The organism is Actinocatenispora rupis (genome assembly GCF_016861975.1).
Taxonomy (GTDB): Bacteria; Actinomycetota; Actinomycetes; order Mycobacteriales; family Micromonosporaceae; genus Actinocatenispora; species Actinocatenispora rupis.
Genome location: NZ_BOMB01000055.1, coordinates 1 through 26,079, shown reverse-complemented (window position 1 = coordinate 26,079; position 26,079 = coordinate 1). Strand labels below are relative to the sequence as shown.

Genomic DNA, 26,079 nt, shown 5'->3' with positions numbered 1-26,079 from the left:
TCGCCGGCGTACGGCGGGGTAGGGGGCGGGCATGGAACCAGGCAACAGCAAGCACGCGGACTGGCGGGACGACGAACTCGCCCGCACCGACCGGGAGTACGTGCAGGGCGGGCACAGCTCGCGCGCCGAGGACTGGCGCGAACCCGAGGGATCGGCCGGCCCCGACCAGCCGGAACCCGAGGCGATGCCCGAGGCCGAGGGCGTCGGCGGTACGCCACCGGGCATGGACGCCGCGGACGTCGCCGGCCGCAGCGACCTGGCGCGGCTGCTGTCACCCGGCGAGTTCCCGGCCGACGCGGGCCGGCTCGCCGACGCCGCCGTACGCCACCGCGCGCCGGATGAGCTGGTCGCGCGGCTGCGCGCGCTGCCCGGCGACCGGACCTTCCACACCGTCACCGAACTGTGGTCGGCCCTCGGCCACGGCACCGAGGACGACAGCCGCCGCTTCTGACCGGCGGTGGTCGGCGGGTGGCGGTGGCGCGCGCCGGGTGGCGGTGGCGCGCGCCGGGTGGCGGTGGGGCACCAATTGGCGTGCGGTCACTACCCTGCCGGGATGTCCGACGACGAACCCCTGTACGGCGCGCAGCACGTGCTCTGCGTCCTCGGCGCCGGCCCCGACCTCGGCACGATCGGGGCGCTCGGCGCGGACGCCGGCTTCCGCCTCGACCGGGAGTACTCGTCGGACGCGCCGGACGAGGCGATGCCGGCGGCGTTCCGGGCGTGTGCGGACGCGACGTTCGGCGAGGACGACCGGGACGCGGTGGCCGCGCACGGGTCGGTCGGATACCTGGTGGGGCCGCGCTTCCTACCGCCCGGTACGGAGGATGCGGTGGCCCGGCGGGCGCTGGCGCTGGTGGCGGACGTACTGCGGGCCGGCGCGGTCGCGGTGAAGCACGAGAGCAGCCTGGTCGCGCACGGCCGGGAGCGATGGCTGGCGCTGGCCGCCGACGGGGACACCGCGGGCGCGTTCGTCCGGCTGCCGATCCGTTCCGGGAATCTGTTGTACAGCACGGGAATGCACCTGCTGGGCCGGCCGGACGTGGAGCTGGCGCACGACGGCGACCGGACGCGGGTGCCGGAGTGGGTGGAGCTGATGCACGCGCTCGTGGCGTACCAGGTGGTGGACGACGAGCCGATGGCGGACGGCGAGGGGTTCCGGCTGGCGCCGGACGCGCCGCGCTGGGTGCTGCGGCGTACCGGGTGCACGCGGTTCGAGCCGGACGACCTGTCGTACAACCCGTACGGTTACTGGCGTCTGGAGCCGTGACTTTCGCCGAGTCCGTTTCGGGTGGATGATGATCTCCTTCGCGCATTCGCCGCGTTTCGTGGGAGGTCCCCCATGCCCGGTCTCGCGCAACCCTTCGAGCAGTCCCTGACGCCGGTCGGCGGCACGCTCGGCAGTACCCTGCTCGCCCTCGTACCGGTGGCGGTGCTGCTGGTACTGCTGGCGGCGGTGAAGCTGTCGGCCTGGCAGGCCGTTCTCGTCGGCTCCGGCGTGACGGTACTGATGGGCGTCCTGATCTGGCACGCGCCCGTCGGCCACACCCTCGCCGCGTACGGTCTCGGTGCGGCCACCGGGATCTGGTCGGTCGACTGGATCGTGTTCTGGGGCGTGATCATCTACAACACGATGCGGGTCACCGGCGCGTTCCAGTCGTTCACGAGCTGGCTGGTACGGCGGGCGACCGACGACATCCGGGTCCAGACGATCCTGCTGGCGTGGGCGTTCGGCGCGCTGATGGAGGGACTCGTCGGCTTCGGGTACCCGTGGGCGGTGGTGGCGCCGATCCTGGTGACGCTGGGCGTCGCGGACCTGGCCGCGATCCGGGTCGCCGCGATCGCCAACAACGCACCCGTCTCGTACGGGGCTCTCGGCGCGCCGGTCATCGGTCTCGCCGCCGTCACCGGCCTGCCGCTGCTCGACCTGTCCGCCTCCATCGGCAAGATCGTCGCCGTACTCGCCCTGCTCCCGCCCTGGATCCTCATCTACCTGGTGTCGGGACGGCGCGGGCTGCGCGGCGGCTGGCCGCTCGCCGTCGTCGGCTCCCTCGGGTACATCGCCGGCCAGTTCCCGGTGTCGCAGTGGGTCGGGCCGTACCTGCCGGACATCACCGGATCGCTGGTGTGCTTCGCCGCCCTGCTCGTCCTGCTGAAGTTCTGGCGCCCCAGGCACATCCTCGGGTACGGCGGGGTCGAGCTGCCATCGTCCACTGTGGACGAAACCGGGCCGGGCTGGCGCTCCGCCGTACGCGGGCTGCTGCCGTTCGGGATCCTGGTGGTCGTCGTGGTGGCGTGGACCGGGCCGTGGTCGCCGTTGCCGAAGTGGGTGCCGTTCGCGCCGTCGGTGTCCGCGACCGGCTCGTTGACCGGCAAGGCGGTCAGCGTCGCGTGGTCGTTCGCGCCGTTCGTCGCCGGTACCGCGATCCTCGTCAGCGCGCTGATCGTGGCCGCCGTACTGCGCCCCGGCCCGGCCCAGATCCGCCGCGTCTTCGCCGACACGATCCGGCAGATGTGGGGCGCGCTGCTCGTCGGCCCGCTCGTCTTCGGCCTCGCGTACGTGTTCAACTTCGCCGGGATGGCCAGCTCGATGGCGCACGGTTTCGCCGAACTCGGCCCCTGGTTCATCGTCGTGGCGCCGCTGCTCGGCTGGATCGCCGTCGCCCTCTCCGGCAGCAACACCTCGTCGAACGCCGTGTTCGGCGCGTTCCAGCTCTCGGTCGCGCGGATCCTCGGCGCGCCGCCGCTGCTGTTCCCGTCGCTCAACTCGGTCGGCGCCGAGGTCGGCAAGCCGGTCGCCCCGCAGACCGCCAGCGTCGGCGTGTCCACCACCCGCTTCGTCCGCAACGAGGGCGAGGTCATCCGGTACAACCTCGGCTGGACGCTGGTCATCCTCGGCTGGCTCGTCCTCGTCGGCCTCCTCTACTACTTCCTCCTCCCGTCCGCCATGCGCCTCTGACCGCTCACCCGTTGCGCGGGATCAGCGGGGCTGGCGGCCGAGCAGGGTGAGGACGGTGTCCAGCGCGCCGGCGCCGTCCGGCGCGGGCAGTGCCGGGGCGAAGGCCGCACCCGGCACGGTCCGCGCCGCCCCGTCCGGTACGGCGCGGGCCACGTGCAGCGCGGCGGTGACCACCGCCTCGTCCGGCTCCGGGTACGTCACGCCGAGCGCGGTGGCGACGTCCCAGCCGTGTACCACGTAGTCGACGAGGTGGAAGCCGATCGCTTGCGCCGCAGGGAAGTCCGCCGCCCGCGTCACCTCCGGCAGGACGAACCGCTCGACCGGCGCCGCGAACGCCGCGGCCACCGCCTCCGCCGCCGCCACGTACGCCGCGGTGGGGTCGTCGGTGGGCGTCTCGCGCCACGCCGCGGGATCCGCGCCCCGACCGGCCGCCGCCGCGGCGAACCCGTGGTGCTGCGCTGTCATGTGCGCGAGCAGCGCGCCCAGGTCCCAGTCCGCGCAGGGGGTCGGCCGGGTGAGGTCGCCGGGGCGTACCCGGCGGGCGAGGTCGACGGTACCGGCGACCGCGCGGCCGTCCAGCTCCACCAGTTCATTGATATGCATGTGCTTACGATGTGCTCAAGCGTATGGTTTGTCAAGGCGTACATTCCGGGGCATGGCCGAGCCCACCCGACCCGACCTCGCGGCGATGATCGTGCCCCTCGGCCGGTCCCTGATGGCCGCGGAACAGCCGATCCTCGCCGCGCACGACCTCACCATGTGGGAGTACGTCGTGCTCACCGCGCTGTCCACCGAGCCGGTGCGCACCCAGGCGGCGCTCGCCGACGCGGTCGGCGCCGACAAGACCCGCATCATCCCCGTACTCGACGGGCTCCAGCGCCGCGGCCTGCTCACCCGCGAACCCGACCCCGCCGACCGCCGGGTACGCCTGCTGGCCCTCACCCCGCAGGGGCGCCGGCTGCGCGATACCACGCGTACCGCCATCCAGCGCAACGAGGAGCGGGTGCTGCGCCTGCTGCCCGCCGCCGACCGCCGCGTACTCCTGCGCGCCCTGCGTACGCTCGCGGACCTGCCCCGCGACACCTTCCTCCCGGAAACCTGACCGCCACCACGGGACGCCGCAACCGCGGGGTACCGACGGTGGGCACGGCCGGCGGCGGGCCGCGGTGGGCCCGGGGACGTGGACCGTCAGGAGGCGCGCGCTCCGCGTACCTCAAGGTGGTCGAGCAGGTCCTGGGTGGCGGCCGCGACCGTCGCCACGGCCCGGTCGAACGCCTCGGCGTTGTGTGCCGCCGGCGCCCGGAACCCGCTGATCTTCCGCACGTACTGCAGGGCGGCGGCGCGCACGTCGTCGTCGGTCACGTCCGTCGCGTACGGCTCGCGCAGCGTCTTGATGCTTCGGCACATGCGTCCGAGCGTACGCGCGACGACCGACAGTTCCCGGGGGTACGGGACGGGACGAGGAATCGCAATCCGGGCGATGGGGGACGGTCGGGGGCATGCCGCCGCGACCTCTTGACCAGGCGCGTTGCCGTCAGGTAAAACGTCGTACCAGCTTGGTAAAACGTTTGCGCACGAGGACGGGGAGGCCCGGTGCGGACCGTCACGCGGTACTTCGAGGACATCGCCGTCGGCGAGCGGCGCGAGACCACCGGGCGCACGATCACCGAGTCGGACATCGTGCTGCACGCCGGGCAGACGGGTGACTGGTTCCCGCACCACGTCGACGCGGAATGGTGCGCGGCGCAGCCGTTCGGGCAGCGGATCGCGCACGGCACGCTGATCCTGTCCGTCGCGGTCGGGATGACCGCGGGCGACATCAACCCCGCCTCGATGAGCTACGGGTACGACCGGATCCGGTTCGTCGGGCCGGTGCACATCGGCGACACGATCCGGGTCGCGGCCGAGATCACCGGCACCCGCGAGCATCCGAAGCGGCCGTCGGCCGGGCTGGTCGACGAGCAGGTCACGGTGACGAACCAGCACGGCGCGGTCGTCCTCGTCCTGACCCACGTGTACCTGGTCGACCGGCGGCCGGCGTGACGGCGGGGCGGCGGACCGGACTGCACGCGGTCGCGGAGCGGGCCGGGGTGTCGGTGTCGCTGGTGTCGCGGATCCTGTCCGGCGACGACGCGGTACGCGCGCGTCCCGAGACGCGCGAGCGGGTCCGGGCCGCGGCGCGCGAGCTGGGGTACCAGCCGCACGGGGCGGCGCGGGCGTTGCGGCTGGCGCGGGCGGGTGCGCTGGGGCTGGTCGTGCACGACATGTCGAACCCGATCCACGCGGAGATCATCCGGGGTGCGCAGGCCGCCGCGACCGACCGCGGTCAGGTGCTGCTGCTGTCCGACGCGACGCAGCTGGCCGGCAACGACGACGCGTTCGCGCAGCTGCTGGGGCCGGGGCGGATCGACGGGCTGATGTGGCAGGGCAGCGGCGAGGAGTACGACGACGAGCTGGCGGCGCGGGCCGCCGGCCGGCTGCCGACGTTGCTGGTGAACAGCCGCAGCCGGGCGGGCGTACCGGCGTTGCGGCTGGACGACGAGCGGGCGGCGCGCCTGGCCGTACGGCACCTGGTGGAGCTGGGACACCGGGACGTGGCGTACCTGGGTGGGCGGCCGGGGGCGGACCTGACCGAGCGCCGTCGCGCCGGGTACGCGGCGGAGCTGGCCGCGCACGACCTCGCCGAGCGTCCACAGTGGACTGTCGAGCTGGAGTGGGACGCGCCGGCCGGGTACGCGGGGATGACGCGGCTGCTGGCCGCCGAGCCGCGGCCCACCGCCGTGTTCGTGGCGAACGTGGTGGTCGCCGTGGGCGCGCTCGCCGCCGCCCGCGAGGCGGGCGTACGGGTGCCCGCGGACCTGTCGGTGGTGGCCGTGCACGACGCGTGGTTCGTGGCGCACGGCGCGCCGCCGCTGACGACCGTACGGCTGCCGCTGCACCGGCTGGGGGACATGGCGGTGTCGATGCTGCTCGACGGCGACCAGGCGCGCGCCGCCGACGGCCTCGTCATCGACGACCCGGCGCCGGAGCTGCTCGTCCGCGGCTCCACCGCGGCCAGACCCTGACCGCGGACGTCGTGGACGAGTACCGGAACACACGAGGGGGCAGGATGAGCACGCTGCGCGGCATGACCTGGAACCACCGGCGCGGCCTCGCGCCGCTGGTGGCCGCCACCGAGCGGTACGGTGCCGCGATCGACTGGGACGCCCGGTCGCTGCGCGAGTTCGAGGACGTGCCGGTCGCCGAGCTGGCCGCCCGGTACGACCTGATCGCGGTGGACCACCCGTTCATGGGGCAGGCCGCGGCGTCCGGCGAGTTCCTGGCCCTCGACGAGGTACTGCCGGCCGACGTGCTCGCCGAGCAGGCCGCCGGCAGCGTCGGCCCGAGCTTCCGCAGCTACGCCTGGCAGGGGCACCAGTGGGCGCTGCCGATGGACGCCGCGGCGCAGGTCTCCGCGTACCGGCCGGACCTGGTGGACGCGCCGCCGCGCAGCTGGGCCGAGGCGGTCGAGCTGCTGCGCGCGCTGCCGGCCGGTACGGTCGGGAAGCTGCCGGCGAACCCGACGCACCTGTGGGCCAGCTTCCTCACGCTGTGCCACCACGAGGCGGGCGCGGCGCGTACCGGGGCGGGGCCGGACGGGCGTCCCGCGTGGTGGCCGGCGGACGGCATCGAGCCGGACGTGGCCGCCGCCGCGGTCGGCGCGCTGTACCGGCTGCTCGACCTCGTGGACCCGGGATCCCTTGCGCAGGACCCGATCCAGGTACTCGACGAGATGGCGTCCGGCGCGCCCGTGGCGTACGCGCCGCTGGTGTTCGGCTACTCGAACTACGCCCGGGACGGCTACGGCGACCACCTCGTACGGTTCGCGGACGCGCCCGGCCCGGACGGCGTACCGGTGGGCACGATGCTCGGCGGGGTCGGGCTCGCGATCTCCGCCCGCTGCGCCGATCCCGCCGCCGCGGTCCGGTTCGCCGCCGCCGTGGTCGCGCCGGACTTCCAGGCCGACGGGTACGCCGGCGCCGGCGGGCAGCCGGGGCACCGGCGCGCCTGGACCGATCCGGCCGTCAACCGCCTGACGCACGGCTTCTTCGCCGACACACTGTCTACAGTGGACGCGTCGTTCCTGCGCGCCCGCGACACCGGCTACCCCGCGTACCAGGCGGACGCCGGCGACCTGCTCCACGACCTGGTACGCCGGCGCGAGTCGCCCGCCGCGGTCGTCGCCGCGCTCACCGACCGGTGGCGGCGATGACCACCCTGGCCGCGCTGACCCGCCGCGCGCACGAGCGCTACGCCACCGCCCGCGCCGTGTACGACGGTGCCCGGTGGCTGACGTTCGCCGAGCTGGGGGCGGCGGCGCGGCGGATCGCGCACCGGCTGGCCGCCGCCGGGGTACGGCCGGGGGACCGGGTCGTCGTCGCGCTCGACAACCGCCCCGAGGTCCTGCTCGTCGAGCACGCCCTGTACGCCACCGGCCTGGTGCGCGTCGCGCTGTCCAGCCGGCTGCACGGCCGGGAGATCGCCGCCATCGCCGCCGACTGCGGCGCCCGCGTCGTACTCTGCGAGGACGATGCCGCCGACGCCGTCCGCATCCGTTGCGCCGCAACGGATCCCGGCACCGATACGCGGGTGGTGACGCCGGGCGGCGGGCTCGCCGAGCTGGTCGGTCCGGGCGTGCCCGCGGAGTACCCGGAATGGCCGGAGCCGGGGCCGGACGACCTGGCCGCGCTGATGTACACGTCGGGCAGCACCGGGGAGCCGAAGGGCGCGATGGTCGCGCAGCGCGGCTGGGTGGCGATGGTGCGGGCGTTCTGGGCGGCGCTGCCGCCGGTGGGGCCGGGCGACGTGGTGGTGCACGCGGCGCCGATGAGCCACTTCGGCGGGTCGGCCGGATCGGCGGTGACGCTGCGCGGCGGCGCGGCCGTACCGGTGCGGCGGTTCGACCCGGACGCGGTGCTGGACGCCGTCGCCGAGCACGCCGCGACCGTACTGCCGAGCGTCCCGACGATGCTCAAGGCACTCACCGACGCCGCCGCGGGACGTACGGATCTGGCGTCGCTGCGGGCTATCCCGTACGGCGGGTCGGCGATCTCGGCGCCCGCCGCGGCCCGCGCGTACGCGGTGTTCGGCGACGTGCTCTACCAGTGCTACGGGCTGAGCGAGGCGCTCGCGCCGGTCACCGTGCTCGACGCGCGCGACCACGCCGCGGGAGGCGCGCGCCTCGCGTCCGCCGGCCGACCCGTACCGGAGGTCGAGGTGCGGATCGACGCGGACACCGGCGAGGTGCTGCTGCGCGGCGCCTGCGTACTCCCCGGCTACTGGCAGCGGCCGCCCGCCACCGCGGACGGCTGGTTCCACACCGGCGACATCGGCCGGTTCGACGACGACGGTTACCTGTACCTGGTGGACCGGCTGCGCGACGTCATCGTCTCCGGCGGCTTCACCGTGTACCCGTCGGAGGTGGAGCGGGCCATCGCCGAGCTGCCCGACGTCCGCGACGTCGTCGTGTACGGCATGCCGCACGAGCGGTGGGGCGAGGCCGTGGCCGCCGTCGTCGTACCGCGCCCGGGCGCGACCCTCACCGCCGAGGACGTCGTCGCCGCCTGCCGATCCCGGCTGGCCAGCTACAAGAAGCCGCTGCACGTCGAGTTCACCGACAGCCTGCCGACGGCCAGTACCGGGAAGGTGGCGAGGCGCGAGCTGCGCGCGGCCGCCTGGTCCCGGCACGGGCGCCGGGTCGGCGAGTAGGAGGTCCCCCCATGGCAGTCAGTACACCGGTGTCGACCGGGAAGGCCGGAGGTTTCCGGTTCCGGTGGGCGGTGCTGAGCATGAACTTCCTCGTGCTCGGCCTCAACTACGCCGACCGCGCCGCGATCGGTGTGGCCGCACCGCTGATCATCCACGAGTACGGGTTCAGCAAGGGCACGTGGGGCTGGATCGCCGCGGTCTTCTCCCTCGGGTACGCGCCGTTCTGCTTCATCGGCGGCGCCACCTCCGACCGGTTCGGCCCGCGGAAGGTGATGGCGTGGGCGGTCGGCTGGTGGTCGCTGTTCACCGCGCTGACCGCCGCCGGGTTCGGCTTCGTGAGCTTCATGGTGATCCGGTTCCTGTTCGGCTTCGGTGAGGGGCCGCAGGCGTCCGTGACCGCCAAGACCATGTCGAACTGGTTCCCACAGAGGAAACTGGGCACCGCGCTGGGCCTGTCGCAGGCGTCCACCCCGCTCGGCGGCGCCGTCGGTACGCCGATCGTGGTGGCGCTGATCGAGGCGTTCGACGGGAACTGGCGGGCGCCGTTCATCATCCTCGGCGCGATCGGCGTGCTGTTCCTGCTCGGCTGGTGGGTCGTCGTCCGGGACAAGCCGGAAGCCCACCCGTGGGTGAAGCGGGCCGAGGTCGACGAGATGGCCGCGGACAGCGGCGCGCACGAGGCCGCCGCCGTCGGCGCCGACGAGAACCGCAGCCTGCTCGGCTACCTGAAGATGCCGCTGGTGCTCACCACCGCCCTGGCGTACTTCGGGTACACGTGGGTGCTGTTCACGTTCCTGACGTGGTTCCCGGACTTCCTGCACGAGGCGCACGGGCTGGACCTGACGCAGATCGCGTTCACCGGGTCGATCCCGTGGCTGTGCGGCTTCGTCGGGCTCGCCCTGGGCGGGCTGTTCACCGACGCGCTCGGCCGCCGGGTCGGGCTGTTCCGTTCCCGCAAGTGGACGACCGTGATCGGGCTGCTCGTCGTGGCCTGCGCGTTCGGGCCGGTCGGCATCGTCCGCTCGGCCGGCGGCGCGGTCACCCTGATGGCCGTCTGCGTCTTCATCCTGTACATCGTCGGCGCGCAGTTCTTCGCCATCATCGGCCCGGTCATCCCGCACCGCCGGTTCGGCGCCGTCTCCGGCTTCGTGCACTTCATCGCGAACATCGCCGGCATCATCGCCCCGATCATCCTCGGGTACGTGGTGGACGCGACCGACTCGTGGGCGTTGTCGTTCGTGGTGTCCGGTGTCGTGGTGGCGCTCGCGGCGATCTCGCTCGGCGTCTTCGGCCGGGACCGCCGGCAGTTCGTCCCGCGGGCGGATACCGTTGCGGTACAAGGGAAGGGGCACTGACATGCCGGCCGCGTTGGAGGGTGTGCGCATCCTCGACTTCACCCAGATGATGCTCGGGCCGTACGCGACGCAGCTGCTCGCGGACCTCGGCGCCGACGTCATCAAGGTGGAACGCCCCGACGGTGAGTGGGAGCGCCGGCTGGAGATGATGGGCGGCCTCGTCGCCGGCGACTCCGCCGCGTTCCTCGCGATGAACCGCAACAAGCGGTCCGTCGCGCTCGACCTGAAGGCGCCGGAGGCGCGCGACGCGCTGCTGCGGCTGGCCGCCACCTGCGACGTCGTCGTCGAGAACTTCCGCCCCGGCGTACTCGACCGGCTCGGCCTCGGGTACGAGGACCTGCGGGCGGTGAAGCCCGACATCATCTACTGTTCCGGCTCGGGCTGGGGCCGCGAAACGGTGTTCGCCAAGGAGAACCGGCCCGGTCAGGACCTGCTCATCCAGGCCATGTCCGGGCTCGCCGCCGCCGGTGGCCGCGCCGGCGACCCGCCGACCCCGGCCGGTACGTCCATTGTGGACGCCGCGACCGCGCTCACGCTGTCCAACGGCATCCTGGCCGCCCTGTACGCCCGGGAACGTCACGGCATCGGCCAGCGCGTCGAGGTCGACCTGTACTCCACGGCCATCGCGCTCCAGTGCCAGGAGATCTCCGCCCTCGTCAACCAGCACACCGACTGGGAACGGTCCGCGGCCGGCGTGGGGCAGGCGTGGCTGTCCGCCCCGTTCGGCATCTACGCCGCGGCCGACGGGCACGTCGCGATCGCCATGGCGCCGGTCGACCGGGTCGCCGAGCTGCTCGGCGTCGACGGCGTCGCCGACCTCGACCCGTGGGCGGACCGGGACGCGGTGAAGACCGCGCTGGAGGCCGCGACCGCCCGGCGTACGGCCGCCGACCTGGTGGACACGCTGCTGCCGGCCGGCATCTGGTGCGCCGTCGTACGCACCGCGAAGCAGGCCGTGGACGAGCTGCGCGAGCAGGGCCACGACATGCTCGTCGAGGTCGACCACCCCACCGCCGGCCGGCTCGAACTCGTCGGCTGCCCCGTACGGCTGTCCGGCACGCCGTGGCAGCTGCGGCTCGCGCCACCCGTCACCGGCGCGCACACCGACGAGGTACTCGCCGAGGTGCTGTCCACCGACGAGGTGGCCGCACTGCACGCCGCCGGAGCCTGCGGATGACCGCGGCGCGACCGGTCCGTCCGGTTCCGGACGGGCGGATCGCCTGCGGCACAACGGATCCGGCCACGCCTGGAGGTACCCGGTGGAGCATCTGGTCCTGACCCGCGACGGCGCCGTCGCCACCCTCCGGATCGACCGGGAGGAGGCGCTCGGCGCGCTGTCCCGCGCGATGGTGACGGCGCTCGGCGAGCACCTGCGGGCGATCCGCGCCGACGACACCGTACGGGTCCTCGTCGTCACCGGCACCGGGCGCGGCTTCATCGCCGGCGCCGACATCGGCGAGTACGACGGGGCCACCGCGGCCGAGTTCGACGCGTACCAGCGGCTGTCCCGGTCGGTGTTCGGCGAGCTGGCGTCCCTGCCGCAGCCGACGATCGCCGCCGTCAACGGGTACGCCTTCGGCGGCGGCTTCGAGGTCGCGCTCTGCTGCGACTTCATCGTCGCCTCCGAGCGCGCCCGGTTCGGCCTGCCGGAGGTGAAACTGGGCCTGATCCCGGGCGGCGGCGGCACCCAGCGGCTCGCCCGCGCCGTCGGCACCCGGCTCACCAAGGAACTCGTGCTGACCGGCCGCACCCTGTACCCGGACGAGGCGGACCGGCACGGCCTGCTGACCCGGCTGGTACCGCCGGACGAGCTGGCCGGCGCCGCGCGCGAGCTCGCCGACACCCTCGCCGCCGCCGCGCCGCTGGCCGTACGCGAGGGCAAGCGCGTCGTCGACGACGGCGTACGCCAGGACCTCGACGCGGCGCTCACCGCCGAACAGGCCGCCCTCGCCCGGCTCTACGCCAGCGCCGACGGCCGCGAGGGGATCGCCGCGTTCCGCGCCAAGCGCGACCCCCGCTTCACCGGCCGCTGACCACCCCCCCGCGTACCCCGGCCCGGGTTGCGCGGGGCCGGTTCGCTTGCCGCGCAACGGATCCACGTACGTCAGAGCTGCCCCGAGTACTCGGTGACGGCCTGGTGGCCGGCGACCAGCAGCTGCTGCATCTCCTGCGCCTTGGCCCTGGCCTGGGTCAGCGCGGCGACGCTCTGCTGGACCTTCGGGTGGTTGGTGCCCTGCGCCGCGCCGCTGATCTGCTGCAACGCCTTGTCGACCTCCGCGGTCGCGGTACCGAGCGCGCGCAGCGCCTGCTGCGCGCTCTGCTTGCCGGCGGCGAGCTGCGCCTGGACGTCCTGGATCGATGCCACGGTGACCTCCTGAACGGGTGACCGCACCAGGCTATCGACGGCGGTCACTCACCGGGACGCGCGCTGGCCCAGGGCAGCAGCTCCCCGATGCGTACGGGGGTGCCGGGCAGCGGACTGCGCGCGGGCGCGGCGAGCCCGTCGAGTACCAGGCCGATGCAGCGGGCGGAGACCTGCGCGCCGAGGTCGTCGGGCAGGTCCGGCAGCTCGTGGATGATCATGCCGACGACGGCGGTGAGGTCGCCGGCGCCGACGTCCGGCCGCAGCGCGCCGTCCGCCTGCGCCGCGTCGACGAGCCGTTCCAGCCGACCCAGCAACGCACTGCGGATCTCGTACGCCTCGGGCGAGTCGCGCAGCACCGCCGACGCGCGCGGCGAGAACATCGACATCCGTACGACGACGCGCAGGTGCACGGTGAGCTGGAGGATGCGGCGCAGGGCGTGCCAGGCGTCGGGTTCCTCGGCCTCGGCGGTACGCGCGTCGGCGAGCAGCCGGGTCCACGTGTCGAGCGCGACCGCGCGGATGAGCGTGTCCCGGTCGCTGAACCGCCGGTACAGGGTGCCGACGCCGACGCCGGCGCGCCGCGCGATCTCCTCCATCGGTACGTCGGGTCCGCGGTCGGAGAACAGCGCGCGGGCCGCGTCGAGGAGCTGGTCGCGGTTGCGGCGGGCGTCGGCGCGCAACCCGGACGCGGTCAGGGGATCGGGCATGTCGGCCTCCGTGGTTGCGCGGATTCTATCCGCTGCGTGACCTGCACGTTCGCCGTCGGAATCAGCCGATTCGACGAACCGTGCCCGAATATCTGGAAGATGATCTTCCGCTTGTGTACGGTAACCGGAAGGCATTCCTCCATATCCGTGCCGACCAGATCGGGGTACGTGATGACCGCACCGGACGTTCCCGCCTTCCCGATGAACCGGACCTGCCCCTTCGACGCGCCACCGGAGTACGCGGAGCTCCGGGGGACGCGGCCCGTGGTCAGCGCGCAGCTGCCCGGCGACCAGCGCACCTGGCTGCTCACCCGGCACGAGGACGTCCGGGCCGCGCTGGCCGACCCGGCGCTCAGTTCCAACCGGCGCAACCCCGGCTTTCCGTTGCGGGCGTTCGGGGTGCGCCCGCCCGCCGACTTCCCGCAGCCGATGATCGGCCTCGACGGCGCCGCGCACAGCGCCGCCCGCCGCCCGGTAATCAGCGAGTTCAGCGTGCCGCGGGTGCACGCGTTGCGGCCGCGCATCCAGCAGATCGTCGACGAGGCGATCGACACGCTGCTCGCCGCCGGCCAGCCCGCCGACCTGGTGCGGTACCTGTCGCTGCCGGTGCCGTCGCTGGTCATCTGCGAACTGCTCGGCGTGCCGTACGCGGACCACGAGTTCTTCCAGTCCCGCAGCGCCCGGCTCGTCAACCGGGCCGTCGACCCGGACGAGCGGATGGCCGCCGCCACCGAGGTGCGGGAGTACCTGGACGGGTTGGTGACGGAGAAGGAGCGGGAGCCCGGAGACGACCTGCTCGGCCGGCAGATCCTGCGCGCCCGCGCGGACGGCACCGAGGACCACGGCGGGCTGGTCAGCCTGGCGTTCCTGCTGCTGATCGCCGGGCACGAGACGACCGCCAACATGATCTCCCTCGGTACGCTCGCGCTGCTCACCCACCCCGACCAGCTCGGCCTCGTACGGGACGACCCGGCCACCACGCCGCTCGCCGTCGAGGAACTCCTCCGGTACTTCTCGATCGTCGACTCGGGCACCGCGCGCGTCGCCGTCGCCGACACCGAGATCGGTGGGCAGCCGATCGCCGCGGGGGAGGGCGTCATCGCGCTCGGGCTGGCCGCGAACCGCGACCCGCAGGTGTTCGAACGGCCGGACGACCTGGACGTGACCCGCGGCGCGCGGCACCACGTGGCGTTCGGGTTCGGGCCGCACCAGTGCCTCGGGCAGAACCTGGCGCGCGCCGAGCTGACCATCGTGTTCGACACGCTGCTGCGGCGGGTACCGACGCTGGCGCTGGCCGGCGGGGTCGAGGACATCCCGACCAAGCAGGATGCGACCATCTACGGTTGCTACGAGCTGCCGGTCACCTGGTGAGGAGCGAGACCATGCGGATTTCCGCCGACACGGACGTGTGCATCGGTGCGGGACAGTGCGTCCTGACCGAACCGGCCGTGTTCGACCAGGACGACGCCGAGGGCACGGTCGTCCTGCACACCACCGAGCCCGCCGCCGAGTACGAGGACGCCGTGCGTGACGCGGTGCAGCTGTGCCCGGCGCAGGCACTGTCCATAGTGGAGGAATAGGCCGGGCCGCTCCGCCGGCGTCGCCCGCTCAGGTCCGGTTCACCGGCGGCGCCCGGCCGGCTCAGGGTTGGCCGGCCGGCGGCCGGTCGAGACGCAGCCGCAGGTGATCGGCCGCCTGCCGGCGCAGCCCCGCCGCGACCGCCCGGTCGTACGCGGCGCGCGCCGCCGGGTGGTCGCCCGACCGGTACAGCAGCTCGGCGCGGGCGGCGTGCCACCACGGGTACCCGGGCAGGTCGGTGATCGCGTCGACCAGCGCCAGGCCCGCCGCCGGGCCGTCCCGTTCGGCCACCGCCGCCGCGCGGTTGAGCCGGACCACGGGCGTGTCGTGCACCGTCAACAGCACGTCGTACCAGGAGACGACGGCATCCCAGTCGGTTTCCCGGTACGACGGGGCGAGCGCGTGGCAGGCGGCGATCGCGGCCTGCACCACGTACGGCTCGGGCCGGTCCGGCGTACGACGCAGCGCCGTGCCGACCAGCGTGACGCCCTCGGTCACCGCCGCCCGGTCCCACCGGCTCCGGTCCTGGTCGGCCAGCAGTACCAGCCGGCCGTCCGCATCGGTACGCGCGGCGCGCCGGGAGTCCTGCAGCAGCATCAGCGCCAGCAGCCCGAGCGCGGTCGGCTCGTCCGGGAACAGTTCGGCGAGCAGCCGCCCCAGCCGTACGGCCTCGGCGGTGAGGCGGGCGGTGGCCGCGGGCTCGTCCGCGTCGTACCCGGCGTTGAAGACGAGGTAGACGGTGGCGGCGACGCCGGCCAGCCGGTCCGGCAGCTCCTCCGCCGCGGGCACCCGGTACGGGATGCGCGCGCGGGCGATCTTCTGCCGGGCCCGGGTGAGCCGCTTCGCCATCGTCGCCTCGGACACCAGCAGCGCGGCGGCCACCTCCGCGGTCGACAGCCCCGCCAACGTCCGCAACGCCAGCGCCACCTGCGCCTCCGCCGACAGCGCCGGATGGCAGCAGGTGAACACCAGCCGCAGCAGGTCGTCGCGGACGACCTCCGGCGGTTCCGGCTCCGGCCAGGTGGGCAGCATCGCCGCCGCCTCCTTCCCGGCCCGGCGTGCCTCGCGCCGCAGCACGTCCAGCGCCCGGTGCCGCGCGGTGACCAGCAGCCAGCCGCGCGGGTTGTGCGGGATGCCGTCCCGCGGCCAGGTTTCCAGCGCGCGTACGACCGCGTCCTGGGTGGCGTCCTCGGCCAGCTCGATGCTGCCGGTGACACGCGCCAACGTGGCCAGCACCCGTGTCCCCTCGGTACGGACCAGGTCGGCGACGGTGTCACCGGCACGCACGGACCGGACCCCTCAGAACTCGATGATCGGCCGTACCTCGACCGCGCCGTCCCACGCCGCCGGGATCGTCGACGCGACCTTGACCGCCTCGTCGAGGTCGGCGCACTCCAGCACGTAGAAGCCGGTCAGCGCCTCCTTGGTCTCGGCGAACGGCCCGTCGGTGGTGAGCACGTCGCCGCCCTTGCCGCCGCTGACCCGCACCGTCGTCGCGGTACTCGTCGGGTAGAGCGCGTCGCCGCCCCGGATCACCGCCGCCGCGGCCTTCCCGAACTCCGCGTAGTCCGCCATCTCGGCGCGGTACTCCGGGCTCGTCCAGTCGACGTCCTTCGTGTACGTGAGTGCAACGTACCTGGGCATGATCACTCCTCGTGGAATCGAGGCGGGCCCTCTCACCCGCCCTCACTGTAGGGACGAACGGCGGCCGCCCGGGAGGACACCCGTCATTCCCCGGTTTCGCCGTCGGTCAGCTCCCGCACCACGTCGAGATGGCCGAGATGCCGCGCGTACTCCTGCAGGAGGTGGCAGAGGATCCAGCCGAGCGTCGGCACCGGCTCGTCCGGGTCGAACCGGGGGCCGGGCACGGCGCGCTCGGTGAGGGCGTGGCCGGCGATCACCCGGCGGCACCGCTCCGCCTCCTCCCGGAACTCGCGGAGCACGTCGGCGGCGCTCGCGGTGTCGGCGACGAACCAGGGGCCGTCGGGGTCGCCCGCGTCGTGGTCGCCCCACACGTCGTCGATCCGCTCGCCGGCGAAGCCCCAGCGCAGCCACCGCCGGTCGACGTGGCGCAGGTGCGTCACGAGGCCGAGCGGGGTCCAGCCGGACGGCAGCACGGCCTGCCGCAGCTGCGCCTCGGACAGGTCACTCACCTTGCGCAGCAACGCATTCCGGTATCCGTCGAGGTAGCCGGCGAGCAGCTCGCCGGGGTCGCTGACGGCGGTGGACGGGCGGACGAACGCCTCGTCGGTGTCTGCCATGCGGCCACCCTAGGCCGGGGGTACGACAGCGGTCCGGGTCTTGCCCGCTTCCCGTACCCACGGCTAGGGTGCCGAGATCATTAGAGTCATGACCGTAATTCCTGCGGAGGTCCGTGTGCGGACAGTTCGGCTCATGCTCGCCGCGGCGCTCGTCGCCGCACTCGTCCCGGCCGGTACGGCCAGCGCGTCGCCGGCCCGGCCACCGTCCCACCCACCGTCCGCCGCGTCGTCACCGTCCGCCGCGGCACGTCCCGCCGACTCCACCGGATCCCCGTCGGTACGGGATCTCGGGCCGGCGTCCGAGGTGACGTCGACCGGTGTCGCCGAGCCGGTCGGCGGCCGGTTGTGGACGGCCACGTCGGGCGTCTCGCCGGTCCGCGTCGGCGCGTACGACCCGGCCACCCACCTCGTCGCGGACCAGGTGTCGCTGCCGACCGGGGACGGGGTTTGGGCGATGACCCATATCGGCACCGACCTCTACATCGGCACGTACACGCCGGGCGACCTGTACCGGCTGGACACCACGAGCGGCGCGCTGACGAAGGTCGCGACCTTCGGCTCGTTCATCTGGGCACTCACCGCCTCGCCCGACGGCAGGGTCTTCGGCGGCACCTACCCCGACGGCTCGGTCCGGGAGTACGACCCGGGCAGCGGGGTGACGACCAACCTCGGCACGGTCGTCGCGGGCGAACAGTACGTGCGGAGCATCGCCGCCAGCGACACCACCGTGTACGCCGGGGTCGGTTCGCACGCGCACCTCGTCGCGATCGACCGCGCCAGCGGGGCGAGGACCGAACTGCTGCCGGAGACGTACCGGGACGCGACGTTCGCGGCGACGATGGCGCTGTCCGGCGACACGCTCGCGGTCAGCCTGTCCCCGCTCGGCACCATGCTCGTGTACGACACGGCCGACCCGGCGCATCCCACCGCGGTGCGGCCGAACCCGACCGACCAGTACGTCACGGCGATCACCGTCGGCGACGACGCCACCTACCTCGCCACCCGCCCGTCCGGCACGATCTACCGGTACACCGCGGCCGGCGGCGCCGAGTCGCTGGGCGCACCGTACGACGGGGCGTACACGAACCGGATCGTGCTCGACGGCGGCGTGCTGCGCGCCGAACTGACCAGCGCGGTGGTCGACCTCGACCTCGCCACCCGCACCTTCACCGGTTACGACCTGGTCGCCGCCGGCCTGCCGCCCACCCCCGAACTCGCCATGCAGGTCGCCGCCACCACCGACGGCACCGTACTGGTCAGCGGCAAGGTCGGCGTGCAGGTGCACGACCTCGCCGGCGGGACGAGTATGCGGACGTTCCTGACCGGCGAGGCGAAGACCATGACCCAGGTCGGCGGCACCGTCTACCTCGGCGTCTACACCCTTGCCCGGCTGTACGCGATGGGCCCGGACGGCACCGGGCTGCGGCAGGTCGGCGACGTCGGCAACGAACAGACCCGGCCCACCGACGCGCACTACGACGCCGACACCGGACAGCTGCTGCTCAGTACCGAGGCCGACTACGGCAAGCTCAACGGCGCGCTCGCCGTCTACTCCGTACGGACCGGGCGGCTCGTCGTGCACCGCGGCGTCGTACCGGACCAGTCGGTGCGGTCGGTGACCAGCCGCGGCGGCGTCGCGTACCTGGGCAGCGAGACCCGCAACAGCCTCGGCACCGACCCGATCGTGCCGTCCGCCACCGTCTCCGCGTACGACCTGCGGACCGGGACGGTGCGCTGGCAGGTGACGCCGGTCGACGGCGCCGGGCAGGTCAGTTCCCTGGTCTCCTGGGGCAACCGGCTGTACGGCAGCACCGACACCGGCGTGCTGTTCACGCTCGACCCGAGTACCGGGAAGCTGCTCGGCAGCGCCACCGTCGGCACCGGCCAGAGCGTGCTCACCACGGCCCGCGGCGGTCTCTACGGCACCGACGGCCACCGTGTCTTCCGGGTACGCGCCGGCGACAGCCCCGCGGTCACCACCGTCGTCGACGACCTCGCCGCCGAGTACTACAGCGTCCCGGTACTCGCGGCCAGTCCGGACGGCCGCTCGCTGTACACGCTGAAGGGCCGCAACCTCGTCGGTATCGACCTCTGACGCGGTATCCGTCCGGTTTGCCCGCGCACGTCCGGGCGCCGGACGGGTTTCGCGGGCCGCCGAGCCGGGCACGATGAAGGTGTCCCCGTCGTGGGCTGCTGGGGGGTGGCCGGACGGGGACCGGGGGAGTAAACCGGGAGTCGGCCGAACGGGGTTGGTCGGCCGGCTCCCGGGCCGCCCACGGACGAACGGAGACCGCCGTGACCGTGCCGGACCCGCTCCAGCCCGTACCGCAGCCAGGCCCGGGGCCGATGCCACCCGAGCCGTACCCGTCGCCCGAGCCGGTACCGCCGGCCCCGGCGCCGCCCGAGCCGCCCGTACCGAACCCGACGCCGCCGACCGAGCCGCCGCCGGAACCGCCGCTCTGACCGTTCATCGCCGGTGTCCCGCGAGCGCTCGCGGGACACCGGCGCGACGTCACTCCTTGACCAGACCCGCCCGGCGCAGCGCGTCGGCCAGCGCCGTGTCCGCCGCCGGACGCTGCGGGCGCTGCTGCCGCGGCGTACCGCCGGAGCGGCGCGGCGCACCGCGGTCCCGGTCCGGCCGGCGCTGGCCACCCTCGGCCCGCCGCCCGCCACCGCCGCCGCCCGCGGCCGGCTCGTCGTCCAGCCGCAGCGTCAACGAGATGCGCTTGCGCGGGATGTCCACGTCCAGCACCTTGACGCGCACCACGTCGCCCGACTTCACCACGTCCCGCGGGTCCTTCACGAACGTCTTCGACAGCGCCGACACGTGTACCAGCCCGTCCTGGTGCACGCCGACGTCGACGAACGCGCCGAACGCCGCCACGTTCGTCACGGTGCCCTCCAGTACCATCCCGGGCGTCAGGTCGCCGAGCGTCTCGACCCCCTCGGCGAACGTCGCCGTCCGGAACTCCGGCCGCGGGTCACGGCCCGGCTTCTCCAGCTCCGCAAGGATGTCCGTGACCGTCGGTACGCCGAAGGTCTCGTCCACGAAGTCCGCCGGCGTCAGCGTCCGCAGCGTGGCCGTGTCGCCGATCAGGTCGCCGATCGGCGTGCCGGTGCGCTCGATGATCCGCCGCACCACCGGGTACGCCTCCGGGTGCACCGAGGACGTGTCCAGCGGGTCGTCGCCGCCCGGGATGCGCAGGAAGCCGGCGCACTGCTCGAACGCCTTCGGCCCCAGCCGCGGCACCTCCTTCAGCGCCGTACGGGACCGGAACGGCCCGTTCGCGTCCCGGTGCAGCACGATGTTCTCCGCCAGCCCGGTACCGATGCCCGACACCCGGGTCAGCAGCGGCGCCGACGCGGTGTTGACGTCCACCCCCACCGCGTTCACGCAGTCCTCGACGACGGCGTCCAGCGACCGCGACAGCTTCCCGTACGACAGGTCGTGCTGGTACTGGCCGACGCCGATCGACTGCGGGTCGATCTTCACCAGCTCGGCGAGCGGATCCTGCAACCGGCGGGCGATCGACACCGCGCCGCGCAGCGACACGTCCAGCTCCGGCAGCTCGGACGACGCGTACGCCGAGGCGGAGTAGACCGACGCGCCCGCCTCCGACACGACCACCTTGGTCAGCGAGAGTTCCGGATGCTTCGCGATGAGGTCGGCGGCCAGCTTGTCGGTCTCCCGGGACGCGGTGCCGTTGCCGATCGCGATCAGCTCCACCGAGTGCTTCGCGGCCAGCGCGGCCAGCGTCGCGAGCGACGCGTCCCACTTCCGCTGCGGTACGTGCGGGTAGATCGTCGCCGTGTCGACCACCTTGCCGGTCGCGTCGACCACCGCCACCTTCACCCCCGTACGGAAGCCCGGGTCGAGGCCCATCGTGGCGCGGGTACCGGCCGGCGCGGCGAGCAGCAGGTCGCGCAGGTTCGCCGCGAACACCCGCACCGCCTCCTCCTCGGCCGCCGCGAACAGCCGCGTCCGCAGGTCGATGCCGAGATGCACCAGGATCCGGGTACGCCAGGCCCAGCGCACCGTGTCCGCCAGCCACCGGTCCGCCGGACGGCCCTCGTCCCGGACCCCGAACCGGCCGGCGATGCGCCCCTCGTACACGCTGGGGCCGGTGGGCGGGGGAGCGTCCGGCGCGGGCGGCTCGTCCGGCACGAACGACAGCTCCAGCACCTCCTCCTTCTCCCCGCGGAACATGGCGAGGATCCGGTGCGACGGCAGCTTCTGGTACGGCTCGGAGAAGTCGAAGTAGTCGGCGAACTTCGCGCCCGCCTCCTCCTTGCCGTCGCGCACCTTCGACACCAGGTGGCCGCGCGTCCACATCAGCTCGCGCAGCTCGCCGATCAGGTCGGCGTCCTCACCGAACCGCTCCACCAGGATCGACCGCGCGCCCTCCAGCGCCGCCGCCGCGTCCGCCACCTCACCCGTCACGTACGCCGCGGCGACGGTGCGGGGGTCCTGCGTCGGGTCCGCCAGCAGCGTCTCGGCCAGCGGCTCCAGTCCCGCCTCCCGCGCGATCTGCGCCTTCGTCCGCCGCTTCGGCTTGTACGGCAGGTAGATGTCCTCCAGCCGCGCCTTCGAGTCGGCCGCCAGGATCTGCTGCTCCAGCGCCTCGTCCAGCTTGCCCTGGCCGCGGATCGAGTCCAGTACCGCGGCGCGCCGCTCCTCCAGCTCCCGCAGGTACCGCAGGCGCTCCTCCAGCGTGCGCAGCTGCGCGTCGTCCAGCGCGCCGGTGACCTCCTTCCGGTACCGCGCGATGAACGGCACGGTGGCGCCGCCGTCGAGCAGATCGACGGCGGCGGCCACCTGACCGTCGCGTACGCCCAGCTCCTCGGCGATCCGCCGATGCACAGACACTGTCACGATCGTCATCCTTCGTCCGTCGTCGCTGCGGGCCCGCGGGCGTCGACCGGCCGACCGCCCGACACCCGTTTCGGTACGGGCCTCCTGGACGAGCATTCTGCCGTCCGGGGCCGACAGGCCCGCGCGCAACCCGCGCCCAAGGCCGGACAAACCGGTTGCCCACCGTCGGTGCCCGCCGCACCATGCGTCACATGGCCGACATCTCCGAGTACTACCGCGCCGGCGGCGAACGCACCCGGCTCACCACCGGCGGCGGACTGCTGGAAGCGCTGCGCACCCGCGACATCCTCACCCGGTACCTGCCGCCCGCGCCGGCCCGGATCCTCGACGTCGGCGGCGCGACCGGCGCGTACGCGGGGTGGCTCGCCGACGCCGGCCACACCGTCCACCTCGTCGACCCCATCGCCGGCCACGTCGCCGCCGCGGCCGAACTGCCCGGCGTCACCGCCGCCGTCGGCGACGCCCGCGCCCTCACCGAACCCGACGACTCCGCCGACGCGGTACTCCTGCTCGGCCCGCTCTACCACCTGCTCGACCGCGCCGACCGGATCACCGCCTGGCGCGAGGCGGCCCGCGTCGTACGCCCCGGCGGGGTCGTGGTCGCCGCCACCATCAGCCGGTTCGCCAGCATGCACGACGGCTTCGTCAAGGGCTTCTACGACGACCCGCGGTTCCTGCCCATCGTCGAACGCGCCCTCGCCACCGGCGTCCACCGCAACACCGAACCGGGCCGAACCTGGTTCACCGACGCGTACTTCCACCGGCCCGAGGAACCCGCCGCCGAGGCACGCGAGGCCGGCCTCGACGTCACCACCGTGGCCGCCGTCGAAGGATCCCTGTGGCAGCTCCCCGACCTCGACCGGATCCTCGCCGACCCGGAACGTACCGCGCTGCTGCTCGACCTGCTGCGCCGCGTCGAACACGAACCGTCCCTGCACGGCACCAGCAGCCACCTCGTCACCGTCGCGACCCGCCCCTAGGTGTGTCTTCGCAGGGCGCCATCGCCGCCGCCGACGGCGTCGGCTCGTCGTCGGTGAACGACAACAGGGTCACCGTCGGGATGCGTACCGGGGACACGCCGGCGGCGGAGCGGCGCGCGTTCGCCCGCCGTTCGGTCGAGCGGGCCGGAGTCCATGCGTTGTCTGGCAAGGCGGAGGTGCGCGTGCGTGCCCGCTCGTGCCGACAACCCGGCGAGGTGAACGGGCTCGGCGCGGCCGGCCAGCAAGCTGTGCAGCCACGCCCCGGCCCGCGCGTCCGCGGTGCGATGCGTGACGTTGCCCGCCGTTCGGCCACGCTGGCGTGACATGCTGCGAGTCGTGAGCGCACCGACCGACCCCCGCGACGCCGCCCCGCAGTACGTGCTGCCACTGGTCGTGCGGCTCGAACGGGCCGAACCGCCGGAACGTACCGACGCGTTGGAGGCGTCCGCGCGCGCCGTCCTGACCTTCCTCACCGACCCGCGCACCACCGACCCCGCCGGCGACTGGCACGACGCCGTGCACGCGTGGACCGACGGCCGCATCCGCAAAGTCGTACGCCGGGCGCGCGGTGCGGAATGGCGCCGCGCCGAAGCACTCGACGGGCTGACCGTACGGCACCGCAGCGCCACCGTGCGGGTCTTCCCACCCGTACCGCTCGACGGGTGGCCGCGCGACCTCGCCCGCCTCCAGGTCGGCGGCACCGACCTCGACGACACCGAACCACCCGCCGCGCCCGCCGCCGGCACCCCCGTGCTGTGGCTCAACCCCGCCCTCACCATGACCGCCGGCAAAGCCATGGCACAGACCGGACACGGCGCACAGCTCACGTACGCCGCGCTGCCCGCCGCCGCCCGCGAGATCTGGGCCGACGCCGGCTTCCCCCTCGCCGTCCGCACCGCATCGCCCGAACGGTGGCGGCACCTCGCCGGCAGCGGACTCCCCGTCGTACACGACGCCGGCTTCACCGAAGTCGCCCCCAACTCCGCCACCGTCATCGGCGACCATCCGGCGCTGCGGCTTCCCTAGCACGGCTGGTACGGGGTTGGCGGCGTGTCCACAGGTACGCTCGGGCTGTCCACAGGGTGGGGCGGGGCGGTGGCGGTTTGGGTAGGATCGTGTCGGGGTTCGCCCCCCGGGGTGGGTGGGGGGCTGTCCTTGGGCACCGCGTGAATGTGAATCGCCCTGCCCGCAACGGATGCGCGGCAACGACCGCCTTGCGGCGCGACATTCGTCGGGCGCATCGGCTCCGGGGTTCGGGTTGGACCCTGCCGGCGGTTGGAGCGAAACGTCGCGGCGACCTGAGGTACCCGGCCGCTCAGAGCCCGCCCCGAGCCCCCGGACCGCAGCCTCGGTCCGGAACAGATCCCGGTAGCCACACGAGCCTCGGACCCGGGCGGCCCGCCGTTCGAACAACGGACCGAGGCTGGGCCCGCTCCGGCCAGACGTACCAGCCTGCGCAGCCTGTGGCCCGGACCGCGCCAGAACCCGGAGCGCGGCAGAACCCGGACCGCGGCAGAACCCCGTAGCCTGGCGAGCGTGCCGAACGATCCGAGTACTCCATGCCGTCCACTGTGGACACCGCGGTACGGGGGGACGATGCCGTACCGCGGCGTGCCTTCCTGGGTCAGGCGACCTCGTCGAGGAGCCGGGCGAGGGTGCGTTTCGGTTGCAGGCCGACGATCCGCCGGACGAGTTCGCCGTGGGAGTAGACGGCGAGGGTCGGAAACGCCATGATGGCAAGGTTTCGCGCGGTGTTCGGTTCGGCTTCGGCGTCCATGCTGACGATCCGCACCCGCCCGGCGTACTCGGCGGCGAGCTGGTCGATGATCGGCGCGAGCCGTTTGCAGGGCGGGCACCAGTCGGTCCAGAAGTCGACCAGGACGGGCAGGTCGCTGTCGAGGACGTCGGCGGCGAACGACGCGTCGGTCACCGCCCGCACGTTGCCGTGGCCGGTCGCTGTCTGCTGAGCGCTCATGCGCACCTCGTTTCCGTTGGTACGGCGTCGAACTGGCACCGTGGGTCGGCCGGATCGGCGGTACGCCGGGCGAGCGCGGCGGCGTGCTGGGTGCGTACCTGCCGGCGCGCCGCGGTGAGGGTGGCGATCAGCGCGTCCAGGTCGGCGAGTTTCCGCTCGTACACTTCCAGCGAGGCGGGGCAGGCGTCGCCGCTGTCGTGCCCGGCGCGCAGGCAGTCGACGAACGGCCGGGCCTCCGCGAGCGTGAAGCCGATCCGTTGCAGCGCAAGGATCTCCTGCACGAGCCGCAGTTCCGCCGCGCCGTACGCCCGGTGGCCGAGACCGTCCCGGTGGTCCGGCAGCAGCCCCTGCTGCTCGTAGTACCGGAGCATCCGGGTGCTGGTGCCGGCCGCCGCGGCGAGTTCACCGATCCGCATGCCGGCAACGCTAGCCCTTGACAGTGCTGTCAACGCCAGCCGTCAGCAGGTGAAACCGCCCTGGTCGATCTTGTCGACGAGCCAGGTGCCGTTGCGCTTCACCAGGGTGTGCGCGATGGGCAGGATGTTCTGCTTCTCCGGCTCCTGCACCGTCTGCCCGTTCGAGTCGGTCAGCCGGGAACGGCTCTGGTCGACGCAGGTGTCGACCGTCGCGGTGTCCGTACCGACGCCGACGCTGCGGATGCCGAGCACCAGCACCCCGACGTACTTCTCGTTCTTGGCCTTGAGGGCGTCCACGACCTTCGTGGTACCGGCGGTCGCCTTGCGCGCGCTGAGTACCAGGGCGAGGCCGGAGCCGTCGACGTCGCGGGTGGAGACGGCCACGCCGTAGCGCGACCAGTACTGGAAGACGGTGTCGGCGGCCTCCTTCTGCCGGGCGGAGAGCTTCACCGGCGTCATCCGTACGGTCAGCGGGCCGCGCTTGACCTTCGGCGTGGGCGGCGCGGACGCGCGGTCGGTGCGTGCGCTCGCGGACGGGGTCGCGCTCGACTTCGCCTGCTGCGCCTTGTCGGTCGACGCGCCGCAGCCGGACAGCAGCAGGGTGGCGGCGGCGCCGGCGACGAGCCAGCGGAGCGCGGTGGTACGCACAGGTATCTCCTCGGGGTCACGGTGTGGAACACGCTGAGTCGGACAATGGCTACTCCGAGGTGTCTAACGGTGTCGTGCCGCCCGCGTTACCCGCCGCCACCCGATCCGGTCCCTCGCCGTACGGCACGGCGCGCGGAGGCGGCGTGGCGGTGGCCACAGTCGGGCGGCGGAACAGATCGTCGCCGCGGCGAGGTTGGCCCGAGTACGAGAGACCGCG

The 26,079-nt window shown here is 73.6% G+C and carries 28 protein-coding genes; 17 read left to right on the top strand and 11 right to left on the bottom strand.

Features of this window, described 5'->3' with window-relative positions:
- The first annotated feature begins 31 nt into the window (after positions 1-31).
- The 3 genes from Aru02nite_RS35495 (at position 32) to Aru02nite_RS35485 (ending at position 2,956) form a co-directional block, all read left to right on the top strand.
- Complete coding sequence (locus Aru02nite_RS35495; protein WP_203664931.1) at positions 32-451, top strand: DUF2795 domain-containing protein; 420 nt, start codon at positions 32-34, stop codon at positions 449-451.
- A 102-nt stretch (positions 452-553) separates the two neighbouring features.
- Positions 554-1,267, top strand: coding sequence for a hypothetical protein (locus Aru02nite_RS35490; RefSeq protein WP_203664930.1), 714 nt, complete (start codon positions 554-556; stop codon positions 1,265-1,267).
- A gap of 72 nt (positions 1,268-1,339) precedes the next feature.
- Positions 1,340-2,956 (top strand): L-lactate permease, encoded by a 1,617-nt coding sequence (locus Aru02nite_RS35485; RefSeq protein ID WP_203664929.1) that lies wholly within the window; start codon positions 1,340-1,342, stop codon positions 2,954-2,956.
- 21 nt (positions 2,957-2,977) lie between these two features.
- On the opposite strand, the gene Aru02nite_RS35480 is transcribed toward Aru02nite_RS35485, so the two are convergent.
- Positions 2,978-3,559 (bottom strand): TIGR03086 family metal-binding protein, encoded by a 582-nt coding sequence (locus Aru02nite_RS35480; RefSeq protein WP_203664928.1) that lies wholly within the window; start codon positions 3,557-3,559, stop codon positions 2,978-2,980.
- A 52-nt stretch (positions 3,560-3,611) separates the two neighbouring features.
- Between Aru02nite_RS35480 and Aru02nite_RS35475 the strand changes: the two genes are divergently transcribed.
- Positions 3,612-4,058: a MarR family winged helix-turn-helix transcriptional regulator gene (locus tag Aru02nite_RS35475; RefSeq protein WP_203664927.1), complete on the top strand. Its 447-nt coding sequence runs from the start codon at positions 3,612-3,614 to the stop codon at positions 4,056-4,058.
- Positions 4,059-4,144: 86 nt separating this feature from the next.
- On the opposite strand, the gene Aru02nite_RS35470 is transcribed toward Aru02nite_RS35475, so the two are convergent.
- Complete coding sequence (locus tag Aru02nite_RS35470) at positions 4,145-4,363, bottom strand: DUF2277 domain-containing protein (protein WP_203664926.1); 219 nt, start codon at positions 4,361-4,363, stop codon at positions 4,145-4,147.
- A gap of 186 nt (positions 4,364-4,549) precedes the next feature.
- On the opposite strand from Aru02nite_RS35470, the gene Aru02nite_RS35465 reads away from it, so the two are divergent.
- The 7 genes from Aru02nite_RS35465 to Aru02nite_RS35435 all read left to right on the top strand — a co-directional run bounded on the left by Aru02nite_RS35465 (position 4,550) and on the right by Aru02nite_RS35435 (position 12,092).
- Entirely contained in the window at positions 4,550-4,999 is a 450-nt protein-coding gene (locus tag Aru02nite_RS35465) for a MaoC family dehydratase (protein ID WP_203664925.1), read from the top strand.
- Positions 4,996-6,021: a LacI family DNA-binding transcriptional regulator gene (locus Aru02nite_RS35460; RefSeq protein WP_203664924.1), complete on the top strand. Its 1,026-nt coding sequence runs from the start codon at positions 4,996-4,998 to the stop codon at positions 6,019-6,021. Before Aru02nite_RS35465 ends, Aru02nite_RS35460 begins: the two co-directional genes overlap by 4 nt.
- A 44-nt stretch (positions 6,022-6,065) precedes the next feature.
- Positions 6,066-7,208, top strand: coding sequence for an extracellular solute-binding protein (locus Aru02nite_RS35455; RefSeq protein WP_203664923.1), 1,143 nt, complete (start codon positions 6,066-6,068; stop codon positions 7,206-7,208).
- Positions 7,205-8,704, top strand: a complete 1,500-nt coding sequence (locus Aru02nite_RS35450) for a class I adenylate-forming enzyme family protein (RefSeq protein ID WP_203664922.1) — start codon at positions 7,205-7,207, stop codon at positions 8,702-8,704. Before Aru02nite_RS35455 ends, Aru02nite_RS35450 begins: the two co-directional genes overlap by 4 nt.
- An 11-nt stretch (positions 8,705-8,715) precedes the next feature.
- Positions 8,716-10,059 (top strand): MFS transporter, encoded by a 1,344-nt coding sequence (locus Aru02nite_RS35445; protein WP_203664921.1) that lies wholly within the window; start codon positions 8,716-8,718, stop codon positions 10,057-10,059.
- A gap of 1 nt (position 10,060) precedes the next feature.
- The gene (locus Aru02nite_RS35440; RefSeq protein ID WP_203664920.1) at positions 10,061-11,236 is read left to right on the top strand and encodes a CaiB/BaiF CoA transferase family protein; all 1,176 of its coding nucleotides are present in this window, start codon (positions 10,061-10,063) and stop codon (positions 11,234-11,236) included.
- 82 nt (positions 11,237-11,318) lie between these two features.
- Complete coding sequence (locus Aru02nite_RS35435) at positions 11,319-12,092, top strand: enoyl-CoA hydratase/isomerase family protein (protein ID WP_203664919.1); 774 nt, start codon at positions 11,319-11,321, stop codon at positions 12,090-12,092.
- 71 nt (positions 12,093-12,163) lie between these two features.
- Here Aru02nite_RS35435 and Aru02nite_RS35430 read toward each other — a convergent pair whose 3' ends face one another.
- Both Aru02nite_RS35430 and Aru02nite_RS35425 read right to left on the bottom strand, forming a co-directional pair.
- Positions 12,164-12,424 carry a hypothetical protein gene (locus Aru02nite_RS35430; RefSeq protein ID WP_203664918.1) on the bottom strand — a complete coding sequence of 87 codons (261 nt, stop codon included), beginning with the start codon at positions 12,422-12,424 and terminating at the stop codon, positions 12,164-12,166.
- 44 nt (positions 12,425-12,468) lie between these two features.
- Positions 12,469-13,131: a TetR/AcrR family transcriptional regulator gene (locus Aru02nite_RS35425; RefSeq protein WP_203664917.1), complete on the bottom strand. Its 663-nt coding sequence runs from the start codon at positions 13,129-13,131 to the stop codon at positions 12,469-12,471.
- A 171-nt stretch (positions 13,132-13,302) separates the two neighbouring features.
- Here Aru02nite_RS35425 and Aru02nite_RS35420 point away from each other — a divergent pair, with 171 nt between their 5' ends.
- Both Aru02nite_RS35420 and Aru02nite_RS35415 read left to right on the top strand, forming a co-directional pair.
- A complete protein-coding gene (locus tag Aru02nite_RS35420) occupies positions 13,303-14,502 on the top strand; it encodes a cytochrome P450 (RefSeq protein WP_203664916.1) in 1,200 nt (399 codons plus the stop codon).
- Between the two features lie 11 nt (positions 14,503-14,513).
- On the top strand, positions 14,514-14,711 hold the full coding sequence (locus Aru02nite_RS35415) for a ferredoxin (protein ID WP_203664915.1): 198 nt from the start codon (positions 14,514-14,516) through the stop codon (positions 14,709-14,711).
- 61 nt (positions 14,712-14,772) lie between these two features.
- On the opposite strand, the gene Aru02nite_RS37405 is transcribed toward Aru02nite_RS35415, so the two are convergent.
- The 3 genes from Aru02nite_RS37405 to Aru02nite_RS35400 form a co-directional block, all read right to left on the bottom strand.
- On the bottom strand, positions 14,773-15,996 hold the full coding sequence (locus Aru02nite_RS37405) for an RNA polymerase sigma factor (RefSeq protein WP_203664914.1): 1,224 nt from the start codon (positions 15,994-15,996) through the stop codon (positions 14,773-14,775).
- A gap of 12 nt (positions 15,997-16,008) precedes the next feature.
- Positions 16,009-16,353 (bottom strand): YciI family protein, encoded by a 345-nt coding sequence (locus Aru02nite_RS35405; RefSeq protein ID WP_203664913.1) that lies wholly within the window; start codon positions 16,351-16,353, stop codon positions 16,009-16,011.
- 83 nt (positions 16,354-16,436) lie between these two features.
- Positions 16,437-16,970, bottom strand: coding sequence for a DinB family protein (locus Aru02nite_RS35400; protein WP_203664912.1), 534 nt, complete (start codon positions 16,968-16,970; stop codon positions 16,437-16,439).
- Positions 16,971-17,085: 115 nt separating this feature from the next.
- Between Aru02nite_RS35400 and Aru02nite_RS35395 the strand changes: the two genes are divergently transcribed.
- Together Aru02nite_RS35395 and Aru02nite_RS35390 are read left to right on the top strand one after the other, a co-directional pair.
- Positions 17,086-19,065 carry a PQQ-binding-like beta-propeller repeat protein gene (locus Aru02nite_RS35395; RefSeq protein WP_203664911.1) on the top strand — a complete coding sequence of 660 codons (1,980 nt, stop codon included), beginning with the start codon at positions 17,086-17,088 and terminating at the stop codon, positions 19,063-19,065.
- Between the two features lie 200 nt (positions 19,066-19,265).
- Positions 19,266-19,433 (top strand): hypothetical protein, encoded by a 168-nt coding sequence (locus tag Aru02nite_RS35390; RefSeq protein ID WP_203664910.1) that lies wholly within the window; start codon positions 19,266-19,268, stop codon positions 19,431-19,433.
- A gap of 49 nt (positions 19,434-19,482) precedes the next feature.
- Here Aru02nite_RS35390 and Aru02nite_RS35385 read toward each other — a convergent pair whose 3' ends face one another.
- The gene (locus Aru02nite_RS35385) at positions 19,483-21,852 is read right to left on the bottom strand and encodes a Tex family protein (RefSeq protein WP_203664909.1); all 2,370 of its coding nucleotides are present in this window, start codon (positions 21,850-21,852) and stop codon (positions 19,483-19,485) included.
- A 182-nt stretch (positions 21,853-22,034) separates the two neighbouring features.
- Between Aru02nite_RS35385 and Aru02nite_RS35380 the strand changes: the two genes are divergently transcribed.
- Positions 22,035-22,823, top strand: a complete 789-nt coding sequence (locus Aru02nite_RS35380) for a class I SAM-dependent methyltransferase (protein WP_239077164.1) — start codon at positions 22,035-22,037, stop codon at positions 22,821-22,823.
- Positions 22,824-23,159: 336 nt separating this feature from the next.
- Positions 23,160-23,849 (top strand): peptidyl-tRNA hydrolase, encoded by a 690-nt coding sequence (locus Aru02nite_RS35375; protein WP_203664907.1) that lies wholly within the window; start codon positions 23,160-23,162, stop codon positions 23,847-23,849.
- A gap of 598 nt (positions 23,850-24,447) precedes the next feature.
- Here Aru02nite_RS35375 and trxA read toward each other — a convergent pair.
- From trxA to Aru02nite_RS35360, 3 genes are read right to left on the bottom strand one after another with little or no spacing between them, the layout of a single operon-like run.
- The gene (gene trxA / locus Aru02nite_RS35370) at positions 24,448-24,798 is read right to left on the bottom strand and encodes a thioredoxin (RefSeq protein WP_203664906.1); all 351 of its coding nucleotides are present in this window, start codon (positions 24,796-24,798) and stop codon (positions 24,448-24,450) included.
- Entirely contained in the window at positions 24,795-25,214 is a 420-nt protein-coding gene (locus Aru02nite_RS35365) for a MerR family transcriptional regulator (RefSeq protein ID WP_203664905.1), read from the bottom strand. The genes trxA and Aru02nite_RS35365 overlap by 4 nt, the downstream gene beginning before the upstream one ends.
- Positions 25,215-25,256: 42 nt before the next feature.
- Positions 25,257-25,862 (bottom strand): hypothetical protein, encoded by a 606-nt coding sequence (locus tag Aru02nite_RS35360; RefSeq protein ID WP_203664904.1) that lies wholly within the window; start codon positions 25,860-25,862, stop codon positions 25,257-25,259.
- Positions 25,863-26,079 lie beyond the last annotated feature (217 nt).